Source organism: Brachybacterium avium, assembly GCF_002216795.1.
In the GTDB taxonomy this organism is placed as follows: Bacteria; Actinomycetota; Actinomycetes; order Actinomycetales; family Dermabacteraceae; genus Brachybacterium; species Brachybacterium avium.
Window position 1 is genome coordinate 2,360,668 of sequence record NZ_CP022316.1, and the last position, 16,618, is coordinate 2,377,285.

Below are 16,618 nucleotides of genomic sequence, written 5' to 3' on the forward strand. Positions count from 1 at the left end.
ATCAACCGTAAGAGGGCGCAGGCGGGACTCGCGCAGGCGAAGGTTCATGGCGAACCCGGCGAAATCACGAAGCCCGGCCCCAGACGTGCCATCGCGCCTGCCAGCGACCTCGTATCGCATCTCGGGGAGTCTGCCGCGGGACAGATAGGACCTGATCGCGTTGATCTCGATGGTTGCGCATTCGGCAGAGACGTTGTCCATACGCCACGCGGAGAGACGGTTCCCGCGATCAGTGATCACGAGACCCATGGTGGTCGGGAGCCCATGGACATCCTTCAGCGTCGCATAGGGCCGACCGAATCCTTATCGACTCTCCTGCAGCGCATCAGCGCTCACCACGAGTGCGAACCGGTTCTCGAGCGCGTCGAGGAAGACGCCTGTGACGTGTGGTTGCTTTCCTGCGTGCAACGCGCTGAATACGGCTGTGAGTGCAGTGAGCCCGGACGCGAAGTCCTGCGCGAGATCGGTCTCCCGAAGAGTCCGGAGCAGCGGAGAGGCGGTCTCCGGCGCGATATGAGGCACGATCTGGAGGGTCGAGTCGTGCCTGGCGGCCCTCTCCACGGGAGGGACGGAAGCCTTCGATCCTTCGCGTGAGGGAGCCGAGGTGTCCTGTGCCCCCGGGGTCGGCTCCGGCGTGGGAAAGAGCTGTTGTGACTTCAAGGTCTACAGAACGCGCTCCGCCATCCTTGACGCGGTCTCGCTCGGAAGCTCTTTTCGAAGCTCCTGGCGCACGAGGGTGGGGACTTCGGTGTGGGGGACGTGCCGCGAGTGGGTCGTCGCGATGACGCGAATGATCGCTTCCCGCACGGAGTCGAGGGGAACCCCGGGCAGACGCTTCCACTTGGCGCGAAGGGTCTTGTCGACGTGGCTGATCAGATCCGGAGGTGCAGTCCCCTTGGCCTGCTTCGTCCAGAACGCCAGGCGTTGCTCCGCTTGCAGCTGCTCAGCAGTGGGAGCCGCCCAACCGAGTTGTGGACGCAGACCGGCCTTCTGCGGCAGGCGCGATGCCTTCGGCGCTGGCTGTGGGGAACGCACCTGCGTTCCGGTTGCAGGTCCCGCTGTGGTCACCGATCCGTAGCCGACCGCGCTCTTTCGCGCTGCCCTGGGTTGTGCACCGTCGCGCGGCAATGGGTTATCTGAATCGCGCCGCCTCGATGCCTTCGATCGCCGGTCTTCCTGTTCTGCGGCTGGACGCTTACGTCTGGGATTTTCGGGTTCGAGTTCCCGTCGGAGCGCCTGAAGCGCCGTTTGCGCACCAGGATGACTGTGGTGAGCATGTCGAGTTCTTCCCCAGCGACGATATGTGATCTCATGCGGTGGTGCTGGCCGAGGCCCGTCGAACGAGCGCCCGCCAAATGTGCCATGCCCCGCTTCGGAGATTCTCCCTGTATAGGACGACAATCCTGGAATCTATCGCCGTCGCAAGTGGCCGGCTCGCCGTGAGCTGCGGGTGCCTCGATGAACTGATCGCCGTCATCTTCCAAGTCGACCGTGGCGCAAATCGTTGAGGTGTACCGCTTCTGACAGGGAAGTGTATCCCGGCCCGGATCGACAAGACCGGCCGGAAGTGTCGGGGACCCCCGGTAACGTTGGGCATGGGCCAAAAGTGCAACCCATGGTCCAAAAGTGCAACCTAAGCCGCACGCCCAGGCGCAGAGGAGTATGACCTGATGAAGCGCAGAGCAGCCAGATCGATCCGCTGCGAAGACCGTGGAGCGCTCGCAGCCTCGACGCGTCTGTCGCGCGTGTCCTCTAGGAACTATCGATGACGGCTTCGCTCACCGACTATCAGTCAAAGTACTTCGCTCATGAGCTGCAGCGCAGCTACGCCAACGACCACGTCGGCAAGCTCGCCGGCCTGTTGTTCGACGCTCAGGTCGAGCCGAAGCCTCACCAGATAGACGCCGCACTCTTCGCGTTGCAAACCCCGTTCTTGCCGGGGGTGATCCTGGCGGACGAGGTCGGCCTCGGGAAGACGATCGAGGCGGGCATCGTGATCTCGCAGTACTGGGCCGAGCGCAAGCGGCGCATTCTGATCATCGCGCCGTCGAACCTGCGTCAGCAGTGGAAGCAGGAGTTGTACGAGAAGTTCCTCATCTCATCCACGATCCTCGACGCCAAGTCGAAGGACTCGCTGCTCGCGAAGACCGACGCCCGTGCCGCTGAGGTGCTCATCTGTTCGTACGAGTTCGCCCTTCGCCACGAGACCTCACTGCTGAAGTCGTGGGATCTGGTAGTGGCTGACGAAGCACACCGCCTGCGCAGCTACTGGAACGGCAAGGCGAAGATGGCTGAGGCCGTCTCGCACGTCGCCCGCAGCGCGCACAAGACGGTGCTGCTGACGGCGACGCCGCTGCAGAACAAGCTCGAGGAGCTGTACGGCCTCGTCTCGATCTTTGACCCTGACTACTTCTACTCGCTGGACGCGTTCCGTGAGCGGTACATCAAGAACCGCGACATGACCGGCGATGATGATCTCGTCGAGCGTGTGGCATCGATCTCGAAGCGAACGCTTCGGAAGAACGCCAGCAAGTACATCCGCTTCACCAAGCGTGAACCATTGACGGTGCAGTTCACGCCGTCGCCCGACGAGGTGCGCCTGTACGACCTGGTCAACGACTACCTCCAGCGCGACGAGCTGTTCGCCTTCGCGGGCTCGCAGCGTCATCTCTCAGCGCTGATCATTCGTAAGCGCCTCGGTTCGTCGACGTATGCCGTGGCGAGCACGCTGGAGAACATCGCTAACCGCCTGGCGGACGAGGTGGCCGCTGGCAAGCTCCGTGACAACCGTGGTGGCCTGTTCCTGGCTGACTTAGAGGTCGGTGACGAACTCGAGGAAGAGATCGTCGAGGAGGCTGAGGAGACCGCGGCTCAGGCCTCAAGCGCGCAACTCGATGCCGAGACCCTCAAGCGTATGCGCGCCGAAGTCGATGAACTCCGCGAGTACGCCGCGCTTGCCCGTTCGATCACCGTCAACCAGAAGGCGGTCAAGCTGCACGAGGCTCTCGACATGGGCTTTGAGCGCCTGCGGGAGCTGGGTGCTGCCGAGAAGGCAATCATCTTCACCGACTCGACCAAGACGCAGGAGTACATAGCCCGCACGCTGGCCGCTGCCGGTCGTGACGAAGGCGTCGTGCTGTTCAATGGCTCGAACACGTCGCCGGAGCAGACTGCGATCTATCAGGCGTGGCTGACGGCGAACAGGAACGGCGACCTGATCACGGGCATCCCGGCGGTCGATCGCCGCAAGGCCCTCGTAGACTACTTCCGCGAGCAGGGCACGATCATGATCGCGACTGAGGCGGCGGCTGAGGGTATCAACCTGCAGTTCTGTTCGATGTTGGTCAATTACGACCTGCCGTGGAACCCGCAGCGCGTCGAGCAGCGAATTGGCCGTGTGCACCGCTTCGGTCAGAAGCACAACGTCGTCGTCGTGAACTTCAGCAACAAGGGCAACGTCGCCGAGCAGCGCATCTTGGAGTTATTGACCGACAAGTTCCAATTGTTCTCGAGCGTGTTCGGCGCCAGCGACGAGGTGCTTGGCGCGGTGGAGGACGGCCTCGACTTCGAGAAGCGGATCAGTGACATCCTCACCCGCTGCAAGACGGCCGTCGAGATCGGTGCAGCATTCAAGCAACTCGAGGACCAGTTCGCAGGCGAGATCTCGAAGGAGATGGCCAGCGCGAAGGCGAAGGTCTTCGACCACCTCGACCCGCACGTGCAGGACCGCCTCAAGGCGTACGACGAGCAGTCGGGCGAGGTGCTCAACAAGTTCGAGCGTCTCCTGCTTGCGATCACCCAGCACGAGCTCCGCGATGTCGCGACGTTCGAGGGCGACGGCCGCACGTTCGTCCTGAACCAGGCGCCGACCAAGGATGCGCCGACCGGCCGCTACTTCTTCAAGTCGAAGCCGCTCCCGAACGCGCACCAGTACCGCTACGCCAGTCCACTCTCGCAGCACGTCGCAGACACCGCGAAGTCGCACGAAACACCCGAGCGCGAGCTAACCTTCTCGCTCGGCCAATCGAAGCGCGCCAGCAACGTTGTCAAGGCGCTCGAGGGCCAGAGCGGCGAGCTGACGGTCAATCTGCTGACCTTCACGATGCGGGCCCGCGACGAGGACATTTCCGAGTCGTACATGCTTGCCGGTGGCATGGCCGACGACGGCCAGTACCTGAACGAGGAAGACGTCGCTGACATCCTCGACCTCGCCTGCCTCGACGTGGGTGAACAACCAGTCGCGGTCGACGTCGCGAAGGTCGAATCGCAGCTCAAGGCGCGGTTCGGCGAGTTGGAGAAAGAAGTTCAGGGGCGCAACTCTCGCTACTACGACCAGCAGGAGGAACTGCTCTACCGTAACCAGCAGGATCGCAAGGCCGAGCACGAAGGCAAAATCCGCGAGTACCGTACCAAGGAGAAGGAAGCCCGCAAAGCGGCGAAACAAGCGGATGACCCTATGGAGCAGCTCGAGCTCAAGCGTGAGGCTCGCAAGTGGCAGCGCCGGGCTGACGAAGCCGACGATGACTTCCGCGATGCGCGCCGCAAGTTGCAAGCCGAGATCGACGAGAAGCTCGACATGATCGAGCAATCCCTGCAGGGTAGCCAGGACACTGAGCACCTGTTCGCGATCCGTTGGCGCATCGTCGCGTAGCGGTCAGCGTTCACAAGAGGCATCGAAGTTGTTCAACTTAGGAAAGAGAAACACCCGATGAGGGAAGAAATCCACGAAACACTATCCACCACCCCGAACTTCCAGACCGAGCTGGCAGCGCAGCTTGCTGAGTTGATGCCCGAGGTCATTGCCGACGGTAAGGTGGACGTGGAAAAGCTCACGGAACTGCTGGACGGCGACGCCGCCGAAACCAGCGAGCGATTCGGGCTGTTCTGGCCTGGCAAGAAGCGCGCCCTGCGTGCGGCGCAGGAGCCGACGACCGCAACGCTGCGACCGGACTTTGAGAAGTCGAAGGACTGGGATACGACGAAGAACGTGTTCATCGAGGGTGACAACCTCGAGGTGCTGAAGATCCTGCAGAAGCACTACCACGCCAAGATCAAGATGATCTACATCGATCCGCCGTACAACACCGGCAAGGACTTCGTCTACCCGGACAACTACAAGGAGGGGCTCGACACCTACCTCGAGTGGACGCGCCAGGTCAACGAAGAGGGCAAGAAGCTCTCGACCAACGCCGATACAGAGGGGCGCTACCACTCCAACTGGCTCAACATGATGTACCCGCGGCTCAAGCTCGCGCGGAACCTGCTGACCGAGGATGGCGTCATTTTTGTCTCGATCGATGATCACGAGCAAGGGCAGTTGCGTCGATTGATGGATGAAATTTTCGGAGAATCAAATTTCGTCGCACAAATTGTCTGGGAGAAGGTTCACACTCGAAAGAACTCTGCGCGTCAGTTCTCCGTGAGTCATGACTATGTGCTCTGTTACGCGCGAAAGAAGATGCAGGAGCCTGGCGATGGGGGGTTTCAGCGTTCACTACTTCCTCGCGACAACACGAGCGCCTATAAGAACCCGGATGGTGATCCGCAAGGCCCCTGGAAGGCTGACCCAATCTATGCGAACAACCCTTACGACGCTGATTATGTGATTACGAAGCCCGATGGCACAGAAATCAGTCGGCCAAGCGGTCAATACTGGCGCTACAGCAAAGCGACGATCGATGAGGCAATCCGAACGCGAGCACTCATTTGGGGTAGCGGTTCTTCGATGCCCATGATTAAGAGGTACCTCGCTGACGTGCAGGATGGTATGGTGCCGGTCACCCTGTTTAGCAGGGTGTTTGCTGGCGACAATTCGTCTGCCAAGTCAGAAGTGAAAGATCTCTTTGGTGGCAAGCCGTTGTTTAGCTACCCCAAGCCGACTCGCCTGATTCAGCGCCTTATTCAGATTGCTGGTGTTGGGGCGGGCGATTACGTGCTGGACTTCTTCGCTGGATCTGGGTCGACTGCGCACGCGACAATGGCCTTGAGTGCTTCGGATGGAATTTTTAGGCGCTCAATTTCGGTTCAACTTCCTGAGCCGACACTTAGCGACTCGGAGGCCGCCTCGGAAGGATATGGCGATATTGCAGCGCTGAGTCGTGAGCGCATTTCGCGTGCAGGGGTAGCCATTGCAAAGAATTTCCCCGGAACCGGTGTGGATCTAGGATTCCGGGCGTATGTACTGATCGACACGAATTTCGCCAAGTGGAAGGTGTCAAGCGACGTTGACCGCAACCAGCTCGAGCAGCACCTCTTCGACCTGCGTGAGTCCAGCAGCGAGGATGGCGTGTCGGCGGACGATCTTCTCTCTGAGATCCTCCTCAAGCAGGGTTACTCGCTGGCCGAGCAGATTGCTCCGGTCGATGTGGCCGGCCTCAACCTGCGCTCGGTGGGCGATGGCATTGTGCTCGCCTACCTGAACGAGCACGTCAAGCCGACACTCGAACAGCTGCGAGCGGTGACGGATGAGGATCCGCAGCGTCTGATCGTCCTTGAGGATGCGTTCCAGGGCGACGACCAGCTCAAAACCAACCTGGCCCAGCTCTGCAAGAGCCGCGGCATCGAACATTGGACGGCGTAATGAGTAGTGGATTCAAGTTTGACGCCAGCCAGGAGTACCAGCTCGATGCCATCAACTCGGTTGTCGACCTGTTGGATGGGCAGCCGAAAGATGGCGAGAAGCTGGAGACGACGCTTCGTGGCCCGGTGGCCGCTGCCGACTTGAGTGACAATGTGGCGCTCGACCTCGATCTCTCGCAGGAGGTCGGCGCTGTCGGTAACCGCCTAGTGCTCGACCGCGACACGGTTCTCGCCAACTTGCAGCGAGTGCAGGACAAGAACGGCCTCGAGGTTGCTTCGAAGCTCTTTGATGATTCTGCGCTTGATTTCGACATCGAGATGGAGACGGGTACAGGTAAGACGTACGTGTACCTCCGCACCATCTTTGAACTGGCCGAGCGGTACAACTTCACGAAGTTCGTCATTCTCGTTCCGAGCGTGGCGATCCGTGAAGGTGTGAACACGAGCATCCGACTCATGCGCTCGCACTTTGAGAACCTCTACAAGAAGCGCAACATCACCTTCGACTCGTCTGTGTACAGCGGTAAGACGGCCGAAGAGGTGCAGTCGTTCGCGACGTCGACCAACGTGCAGATCATGGTCATGACGATCGATTCGATCCGTGGCAACGCGAATACGCGCATCATCCACCAGACGCGCGACAAGCTGAACGGGCTCAAACCGATCGACTACTTGAAGGCCACGCATCCAGTCGTCATCATGGACGAGCCGCAGAACATGGAGTCCCTGCTCTCTCAGTCGGCCGTGGGCGAGCTGGACCCCGTGTTCACGCTGCGCTACAGCGCGACGCATAAGAGACTCCGCAACGTTGTCTACCGGCTCGATCCGGTCGATGCACACGACCTCGGTCTGGTTAAGCAGATCGTCGTGGCTGACGTGCAGCAGCAAGGTGCGGACGCGTCGCCGTACATCAAGTTGGTCGAGGTCAAGAACGACAAGGGTTGGGTTGCCCGGCTGGAACTGTCCGGCCGCAAGGCCGACGGTTCGCTCGAGCGGCGCGTGGTGAACGTGAAACAGAACCAGGAGCTGTCCGACCCTCGCCTGACGAACAACGCGAACTACGACGGCTGGCGCGTCAACGAGATGAGCATCGAACCCGCGTACGTCGACCTGACGCTGCACGGCTACCTGTATCAGGGTGAGAGCATCGGCGGATCGTCGGGCGCGATTTACAAGGAGATGATCCGCGAGACGATCAAGGAGCACCTGCGCAAGGAGACGCAGTTGCGCGCTAAGGGTATCAAGGTGCTCAGCCTGTTCTTCATCGACAAGGTCGAGAGCTTCCTCGGTGACGGCTCGAACAACAACGATGCGAACGGCCAGTTCGTGCAGTGGTTTGACGAGTTGTTCCGTGAAGAGCGCGCCAAGTCTCCGCAGTGGCAGGAGTTGCTCCCGCAGGATCCGGCCGAGCTGCGTCGCGGCTACTTCTCTGTCCTCAAGGGCAAGAAGGGTGCCGCAGATAGGTTCCAGGACACGTCCGGCACCACCAAGGCTGACGACGACGCATACGAGCTGATCATGCAGCAGAAAGAGCGTCTGCTCGACGAGAATGAGCCGACGCGGTTTGTGTTCAGCCACTCTGCCCTGCGCGAGGGCTGGGACAACCCGAATGTCTTTCAGATCTGCACGCTGCGTGAGATGGGGGCCGAGACGGAGCGACGCCAGACGCTCGGCCGTGGTCTGCGCCTGCCAGTTGCGAAGGGCGAGGGCGGTTTCGAGCGCGTTGCAGACCGCGGTATCGCGACGCTCACGGTCGTGGCGAACGAGTCGTATATGCAGTTCGCCGATGCGCTCCAGAAGGAGTACAAGGACGCGGGTGTCGAGATCGGTCGAGTGCGCAAGTCGGAGTTCTCGAAGATCCCGCTGCAGGATTCTGATGGCTCGATCACCGATGAGAACCTCGGCTATGAGGGATCTGTGTCGATATGGGAGTACCTGCTCGCGCAGGAGTTCATCGATCGGGATGGCATTGTTCATCCGAAGTTCCAGCCAAACGCTGAGGGTTTCAGCCTCAACATGCCTGCAGACTTCATGTGGGCCGAGCCGTTCGTCATCGATCTGATCAGTCGCACCCATATCGGTAAGTACGTAAAGCCCAAGAGCAAGCGTCAGTCCCGCACGCTCAACAAGGAGCTGTTCGCGAACCCGGAGTTCGAGAAGTTCTGGGAGACGATCAGCCGCCGCACCACGTACCGCGTCGAAGTCGAGCGCGACAAGATCATCGAGAACTCGGTCAAAGCGATCAAGGAAGCCCCGGACATCGACCCGCTGCGCATCCAGGTCACCCGCGCGGGCGTGAAGGTGCTTCGCGGCGGCGCGAAGGGCCAGGAACTCGGGTCACGTCAGCAGGAACTCCGAGGCAGCTACGACCTGCCCGACATCATCGGAGAGTTGCAGGAGGCCACTTCCCTCACCCGCAAGACCATTGTCGACGTCCTCGTCGGCAGCGGGCGGCTGGGCGAGTTCATCGCGAACCCGAACGACTTCATCGCCATGACGAAGCGCCTACTGCAGACCGAGCTCGCCAAGCTCGTCGTCCACGGCGTGCAGTACGAGAAGATCGCAGGTTCCGTCTACGAACTACGTGAGTTGCGCAAGGACGGCGAGGAGGAGAAGGAACGTTTCCTCGACCAGATGTACAAGCTGGAGAACGCTGACAAGTCGAACTTCGACTACGTCGTCTACGACTCCGACCCCGAGCGCCAGTTTGCGGAACTGCTCGACGGTCGCGAGGACATTAAGTTCTTCATGAAGCTGCCCAACAAGTTCAAGATCGACACCCCGGTCGGTCCCTACAACCCGGATTGGGCGATCGTGAAACACGAGGACGGCGAAGAGCATGTCTACATGATCCGCGAGACGAAGAGTACCGAAGACGAAATCAAGCGCCGCCCGACGGAGAACGCCAAGATCAAGTCGGCGAAGCAGCACTTCGAGGCTATCGGCGTGCGGGACTACGCGGTGTCGGTGCCGGGAAGCTGGAGGATCTAGCTGTAGTTGGTCATGGCGTGAATATTCGCCTCGCTGGGGCTGATGCGCGTGAATGTGTCACATTGACCTGTGGCACCCAACGGCGCTGCAGGGAAGGATGTACATCTTGCCCGCGCCGGGTGGCCGGTGAAAGCTTTCTGTCGCCCCAACGCAGTCCACTGACCGACGCCCGCCGTCGCGCACCGGTGCCGTGGAGGTCTCGGCACTGGACCTGGAACGCATCAGTCTGAACGTCGTGCCTCGGCCCGTCGCTCCTCCATGAGTTTGCGATACGGCTCCTTGAGCCGCCTCAGCTGGCGTCCGTCTGGGAGAGACCAGAAGGCCCAACCATTGGTCGAACCGCCGCGCGCCACTTTGCCGGCTCCGGAGGGCGTGTCGTAGGCCGTGCCGTTGAAATCGATCCTCCCGTCGGCCAGAACTGTGGCGGTGGCGTCTCGGCCGCCTCGTGCACGCAAGGTGGTCCCGGGCTCGACGAGTCCCACAGCGACGATATGGCGGAAGTCGATCCATGAAGTGTCGAGTCCCGCCTTGCGGGCCTCTGGCACCACGGTGTGGCCTTCAGGCACCGGCCACGTGCGCTTCACAGCGTTCACGTTGATCGTGGTCCTTCGGTCGATGCTCGCTTCATTCCACTCTGCCGTGTCACGCAGGGAACGGTTCAACAGGAGGACATCGTGCCGCGTCATCGCCTCCTGCTTTCCCGACCACACTCGATTTGAGACCGAGGAGTTCAGCGGGGTGGTCAACAGAGTGAGGTTGCCGAGCCGGTGGACGTGCTCGTCGCGATCGATCTCCGCCTGTTCAGTACTGACCGGCCAGTTCTGACGCCATTGCCGGGGAAGGATGTGCTCGATGTTCATCGTGTCCCGGGGAACGCGGCTCCCGCTCCAGGCACCCCGTCCCGACGTGTACCCGCGGGCGTCATCCTCGATGGCTTCAAGCACCATCCGCAGGCGGGCCCTGGGGAGCGTGCGGTAAAGGGGCACGGTATGAAGCGCGCGCTCGATCTCTGCATCCGGCGGCCAGTAGTTTCCTGGGCTGTCGAATCTCTCGAGCAGGGCGCGTAGCGTCGCCGCGACCTCGGTCGGGTTCGCTGCGCGGAGATCCCGGATGAGCTGCGCAACTGTGCGGGACATGTCCGCGGCGGTGAGCCCGAGAATCGCGCGCCGGACCACCCAGCTCTCGAACCATTGAAGTGCCTCTTCCGCCTCGTCCCGCCCGATGCCGTTGGCACCATCGAAGAGCCACAGGACGAGCGGGGTGGCTGCTCTCGTACCCGCAGCAAGAGAGCGATAGAAGAACAGCGCCACCGGTTCGATGGCACCCTCTTTAGCGCTTGCTGCGGCGATCCATCCTTGGTATGCCACCGCGTGAGCGTGGAGGACGCGGACCACATCGATCACGGACCCGGAGTTCTCGTACTCGAGCCAGTGCTTGAACCGTGCGAACGTGGCAGGGGTGCGCACCTCCTCGCCGGTCTGAGCGACGAGCCAATGGTTCAGGAAGAGAGACACCTGGGGAAGTGTGAAACGGCCCAGCCGCACCTCGCTCGTCCAGAACGGTTCATCGAACAGCCGCCAGTTCGCCTCGTACGCTATTCGGATGTCCGCGCCTTCGGCCTCCAGCTTCTGGAAGACGAGGTTCTTGACGAGGTCCGCCTGGGTCAGAGGTGTTCCGCGTGCGTTCAGCGTCTCAAAGATGGATTGGGAGTCCTCGTCGGTGCGGAGGCTGATCACGACGATCTCGAAACCGCGACTCAGCGTCATCGCGAGCGACGTTGATCGTTGGCCGGCGTGCTCAGGGTCCCCGCGTCCCACCCATGCGGTGACCTGATCGTAGAAGTATCGGTGGGCGGCCAGGATCAGGTGGGGCGCCGTCGGCGTCTCGAGGTCGAGGGGGCCGCTCCGGAGCATCGCCTGCTGGAACGGGATCCCGTCCCCGTTGGTGTGGCGCAGCTTGAGTCGCTCCGTGCCTTCGAACCCGAGGTCCTCGTCGTGAAGGGTGAGTTTTCGGAGGTTGTTGGCGGGCGCGATCTGCCCCGCATCTCGCAGCGCCGCGCTGGCTGCATTGAGCAGAAGCTGGAGCGTGGTGAGGCGCTGTTGTCCATCGATGAGTGAGTATTCCGCAGCGAAGCCCATCGGTCCACTGCTCTGCTGCATGACCACGGCCCCGAGAAAGTGCGTGGCGGTAGGCGCCTGAGCCATGCGCAACTCGACGAGGCGCACCACGTCCTCCCAGAGCGGAGCCCATTGGCGTTCTTCAGTCCAGACGTACGGCCGCTGGAACAGCGGGATCTCCAACGTTTGGGTCAGCTGGAAGAGCTGGCCGGGGGTCTGAACTCGGGTTTCCATACCCCGACCCTATTCATATCCAGTGCGGAGCGGTGCGTGATCAGGCGAGTGGCTCGAGCCGAAGCGGTTCCCACCCCAGTGCCCGGAACAGCAGGTTTACCATCTCCGCATGATGGGCCCGCACATCCTCGTCATTCCAACTTCCCGTCTCCGCCCGTCGGGCCATGATCTCCAGCTTTAAGCTCTGCCGGCGTGCAGCGTGGTTGTTCGCCTTCTGGGCCGGGAGGTAGTTGCTGAACTTGGAGTTCGTGCTGACGGTGACGAGCGCCAGATTCCCCAACCAATGCAGCAGGCCCTGGTCGCGCAGGCGGTACTCATGCGAGCTGTGCTCGACGTCCTCGGTACCGGGGGAGAAGTGCTCCACAGACGTGCGGTAACTGAAGGTGAAGTCCCACTGATTCATCTCCTCCACCAGCAGATAGTCCAGGTAGGTGTACACGATCCGCGGGATCGCGAAGCCGAGAGGGAGGCCGTCCGGACTGGTCTTCTCCTTCTCGGGTCGGGGGTGATCGCGTCGCGGACCCGCTCGCGCGCGTGCGCCTCGAGTCGGTCCAGGAAGCCCTGCGCCGTGACCGGTTCGCTGCGGTCAGCGAGCTCGGTGACGTAACGGAGCGCGTCGGTCATCCAGTGCATCGTGCGTGGTGACGTGTAGGTGATGCGCAGGGCCGATTGCAGCAGCAGGATCCGGCGCTGCAGGCTGCCGGACCCGGCCCCCGACTCGCCAGCTGCAAAGGTCGAGGGGTATCTCGGAGTGTCCTGGAGCAAGCGACCGCGGCGCGATGTACCCCGCGCAAGCCGGTATAGCGACCAGCTGCCGGGCTCCTCATCGGTGGTCGACTCATGGCCCGTGGTCAGAGTGGCGTCGCGCTTGAGGATGTATTGATCGAAGAGGAATCGGATCCGCAGCAGATCGGTGGTGAACGTCCGGACCCAGCTCCCACGGTCGGAAGTCGGCAGGTCATCGAGATGCTCGGAAAACCGTTGCACGAGAAGTTTGTCGTCGAGCTGGCGGTCGCTCCGTGCCGAGTTGTCGTCCGGCTTGCGAACGGCGAGCACGTGCAGGAGCAGGGTCGGGAAGGTGATCTGTGAGGTGAAGCGGTCGCCTTCGTCCGCATCGTCGGCTTCCGCCATGACGTCGGAGCGGGAGTACGCCGTGAGCGCTTCGTCAAACGACATCGCTGCGGAACCCGGAGCGATGTCCTCGTCGTCCGGGGGATGGTTCTTGTTGGACCGTCCGTCCACGAGCTGCGACCGGAGCCTGATGAAGTCCGCGGTCGGCACGGTCTCCCATTCCGGGCCGAAGACCTCTCTGCGCAGGGCAGTATTGCCGGCGGTGGTCGTCATGCCCACGTAGTGCTCCATGTCGGAGCACGCGGTCCAGACGTGGTTCAGCAGTGCCCGGTCCAGTGGGTCCGTGAGGTGGCGCAGCAGGCGCGCTTTGACGATGTCGACCGGACTGAGCTGGGCTCCGCGAGTATTCATGATCTCGAAGTACCGATTCAGATCGGTATTCCGGTCGATCGGCATCCTGATGAGCATGACCTGGTGCAGCAGGTAGTTGATCACCCCAGGGGCGAGGAACCGTGCGCCTTTGGGGTCGCCATCGAGGAACTCGTCGATGATCTGTGCGGCGCGCAGGATGCCGGAGTCCTCGCGGTCTGCCTCATCGTCGGGCAGCGCAGCTGCAGAGTCCGCGACGCCGCGCAGAGCCCGGGTCGCCTTCTCGCGAGCCTCGTAGGTGAGGGGTTGCAGCTGGTCGAGGACACCCGACAGCGCGCCCCGGACGCGGAGCTTCATGAGCAGGATGTACAGCGTGGTCAGGCGCTGCTGGCCGTCGATCACATCGAACGGATCATCGGGCCGGCCCGGAGGGGCGACCACGAGATTGCCGAGGAAGTAGTCCTTCGACTCGTCCTGTTCGGCCTCGTCGAGGACGTCGAGGATCAAGCGGTGGATCTGCTCCTCACCCCAGGTGTAGTTGCGCTGGTACAGCGGGATCGAGTATCTGAGTGCGTCGGGACTGAAGAGGCGGCCCACGGAGACGGCCTGAACCTCGTTGGGTGCAATCGTCTGGGTCATCTCAGTGGGCCTCCGTCAGCAGGGCGTGAAGGTGCAGATCGTCAGGGTTGTCTGTCCGTGAGGACTGTGGTGAGCGCATGTTCTCCAGCGCGATGCCGCGAGGGTCGAGGCTGTCGCGGATGGTGGCGAACAGATTCAGCTCATTCATGCCATCGAGGCCTGTGCTGAGGCCACGCGCATAGTTGTCCGTGCTCTTCCAGCCGAGACGCTCGTACGCGAGGCGCAGCGCATAGGCCCAGCGGAAGAGGTGCCGCCTGGCCTGCGGCAGGTCCTGCTCCGAGTACTTGTTCGTGTAGTACAGCGCTGCGGCGACGTAGAGCTCCCGGCAGTATCTATATCGAGCACCCTCATGGAACACCGACAGATCCGATTTCGAAACACCATCGCTCGTGGCATCGTCGAAGAGGACCGTGTCGAGGCGTTGCGATTCCTCGAGCATGAAGGCCGCGTAATCGAAGAAGGACTTTCCAGCTGACACGGGGGCATCCAGCTGATGACGAGCGCGCTTCAAGTCCCGGATGGCTGCTGCATCGGCCTCGGGGTGGGCCCACTCCTGCAAGCCGGGCAGGACAGCCTTGGCTGCGCGGTGGTATTCCGCGCCAGGCAGTCGGCGCGTGGCGCGGCTGACCCCTTGAAGAGGTCGAGATCCGCTGTGGTGAACGCATGAGCGGGCAGGTTCCGGCTCCACCAGTGGATGCGGGCGAGATAGGTGCCGAAGAGCCGGTCGAGGTCGTTCTCGTCGGCCTTCTCCCACTGCTCCACCACGGCCCGCTGCTCCGACGTACTGGCCTCGGACATCTCCCGCAGGTGGAACGCCTTCAGCAGATCGTGCGGGCGCAGCGCCTTGCCGCGGAAGTTCTGCGAGTCGAAGAACTGGAACGCCTCGTCCTCGTCATCGGTGACGATCTGCAGAACCTGAGCCCGGGTATCGAGGAAGTCGCGGTATCGGGCGAGCTGCTCGTCGGAGTGCCGAAGATCAGTGACCCGTCGGGACAGTTCCTGATGCACGAGGTGGATCGGGGTGTTCCCGCTTTTCGGAAGCGGGAGCTCCTGCCCCCGCAGCAGAGCGCGAAGCAGGTGAAGTGTCAGCAGACGCTGCTGCCCGTCGACCACCTCGAAGCGTGAGTCGTCCGGGCGCCTGAGCAGGATGACCGTGCCCATGATGTAGGGGTGCTCGGGCCTATGCGTGAGGGCGTCGGCTACGTCGGTGAACAGCTGCGCGGCTATGCGCGGGGTCCACGAGTACGGTCGCTGGAAGTCCGGGATCCGCAGCGTAGGGGCGTGGGGGCCGAGGAGCCCGTCGACGGAGACGAAGTCCAGCAGCTCGGTGTTGATCGCCATGCATTCGACAGTAACGGAGAGACCGGCGCGCAAGGACGGGGATTCCGAAGGCAGCGTTCGCAGGTCGGACGTGAACGTAGGGGACAACGACTGCCCGGCGAGGGCCCTCGAATGTCGGCATCTCCAGGCAGAATAGAGCGGACGCCGTCGGCGATGGGCTGGCAGGCAGCAGAAACGAGGGGTCGATGAAAAACCTGTCTGCAGTGACTACGGATGATATTCGGGAAGCCGCGCGCCTCCACGATGAGCTCGGCGAGCGAGAGTTCCTGTCCCGCTATGGCTTCGGCCGCTCGACGAAGTATCGATTGGAGCTCGACGGAGTCTCGTACCCGTCAAAGGCAATCCTGGGCGTGGCACATGAATTCGCGACGGGGACGGCACTCGTCTCGGAGGAGTTCACGGGTGGGCTACAAGAAACGGTCCGCGTTCTGGAGCGGCTGGGCTTCTCGGTCTCCGGAGGCCCAACTGCGAGCGGCACCGAGACTGAAGACCGAGATCACGCCACCTACATGCTGCTGTGGAATCCATCGAACTTCCGTTGGGACGATGCACACCGACTCGAGATCCTGGACGCCTCGCTGGACGGCGAGACCGTAGAGGGGCAATGGTCGATCTACGCAAATCGGAAACAGATCAGGGTTGGAGACCGGATCTTCTTGCGGAAGACGGGGCAGCACGCACCCGGAGTGATCGCCTCAGGGTGGGTGGTGAGCGAGGTCTACACGGCGCTGCACTGGGACCAGACACGGCCGGGCGAGACCTACTACATCGACATCGAATGGGACGCAATGCTCGACACTGAGGATGTTCTCGAAACATCGGCGCTTGCCAGCGAGTTCCCGCACTCGGTGTGGACGGCTGCCGGAGGTGGGGCATCCATCCCCGACGACATCGCGGCGGAACTCGAGCGAGATTGGGCGCGGCATCTGGCCTCCGAGATCGCTACAGGCGGCGGAGAAGATTCAGGAAATCGAGCATATCGAGAAGAGATCAAACGCGAATACGGCGAGGTTCTCGCCCGTCGCCGCAAGCACCAACGCGCTTTTCGGAAGCTGTTGCTGGCCGAGCGAGAGCACCGCTGTGCCTACGACCAGTGCGACATCGATGAGCCCAGGATCTTAGACGCCGCGCACATCATTCCCGATTCCGAAGAAGGGGAGCCGGTGCTCGAGAACGGGCTGCTTATGTGCAGGAATCACCATAGAGCGATGGACCTGGAGCTACTCGTCTACGACGGCGCCGAGTTCCACTGGTCTGGGGACGTCACACCCTTCTGA

At 62.1% G+C, this 16,618-nt stretch carries 7 protein-coding genes and 1 pseudogene; 4 read left to right on the forward strand and 4 right to left on the reverse strand.

Features of this window, described 5'->3' with window-relative positions; translation table 11 throughout:
* Nucleotides 1–1,765 precede the first annotated feature (1,765 nt).
* Genes CFK39_RS10590 through CFK39_RS10600 form a run of 3 tightly spaced genes read left to right on the forward strand, consistent with a single transcriptional unit; the run spans nucleotide 1,766 to nucleotide 9,570 of the window.
* Nucleotides 1,766–4,651: an SNF2-related protein gene (locus tag CFK39_RS10590; RefSeq protein ID WP_089065426.1), complete on the forward strand. Its 2,886-nt coding sequence runs from the start codon at nucleotides 1,766–1,768 to the stop codon at nucleotides 4,649–4,651.
* A gap of 57 nt (nucleotides 4,652–4,708) precedes the next feature.
* Nucleotides 4,709–6,580, forward strand: a complete 1,872-nt coding sequence (locus CFK39_RS10595) for a site-specific DNA-methyltransferase (RefSeq protein ID WP_089065427.1) — start codon at nucleotides 4,709–4,711, stop codon at nucleotides 6,578–6,580.
* Nucleotides 6,580–9,570: a restriction endonuclease gene (locus tag CFK39_RS10600; RefSeq protein ID WP_089065428.1), complete on the forward strand. Its 2,991-nt coding sequence runs from the start codon at nucleotides 6,580–6,582 to the stop codon at nucleotides 9,568–9,570. The genes CFK39_RS10595 and CFK39_RS10600 overlap by 1 nt, the downstream gene beginning before the upstream one ends.
* Nucleotides 9,571–9,791: 221 nt before the next feature.
* Here CFK39_RS10600 and CFK39_RS10605 read toward each other — a convergent pair whose 3' ends face one another.
* The 4 genes and pseudogenes from CFK39_RS10605 to CFK39_RS17580 form a co-directional block, all read right to left on the reverse strand.
* Entirely contained in the window at nucleotides 9,792–11,921 is a 2,130-nt protein-coding gene (locus CFK39_RS10605; protein WP_089065429.1) for a GmrSD restriction endonuclease domain-containing protein, read from the reverse strand.
* A 40-nt stretch (nucleotides 11,922–11,961) separates the two neighbouring features.
* Nucleotides 11,962–12,324, reverse strand: coding sequence for a GmrSD restriction endonuclease domain-containing protein (locus CFK39_RS10610; RefSeq protein ID WP_245823018.1), 363 nt, complete (start codon nucleotides 12,322–12,324; stop codon nucleotides 11,962–11,964).
* Nucleotides 12,321–14,000 carry a DUF262 domain-containing protein gene (locus tag CFK39_RS10615; protein ID WP_089065431.1) on the reverse strand — a complete coding sequence of 560 codons (1,680 nt, stop codon included), beginning with the start codon at nucleotides 13,998–14,000 and terminating at the stop codon, nucleotides 12,321–12,323. Before CFK39_RS10615 ends, CFK39_RS10610 begins: the two co-directional genes overlap by 4 nt.
* Before the next feature lies 1 nt (nucleotide 14,001).
* Nucleotides 14,002–15,341, reverse strand: a pseudogene (locus tag CFK39_RS17580) (DUF262 domain-containing protein).
* Nucleotides 15,342–15,526: 185 nt separating this feature from the next.
* Here CFK39_RS17580 and CFK39_RS10630 point away from each other — a divergent pair.
* A complete protein-coding gene (locus tag CFK39_RS10630; RefSeq protein ID WP_089065434.1) occupies nucleotides 15,527–16,618 on the forward strand; it encodes an HNH endonuclease in 1,092 nt (363 codons plus the stop codon).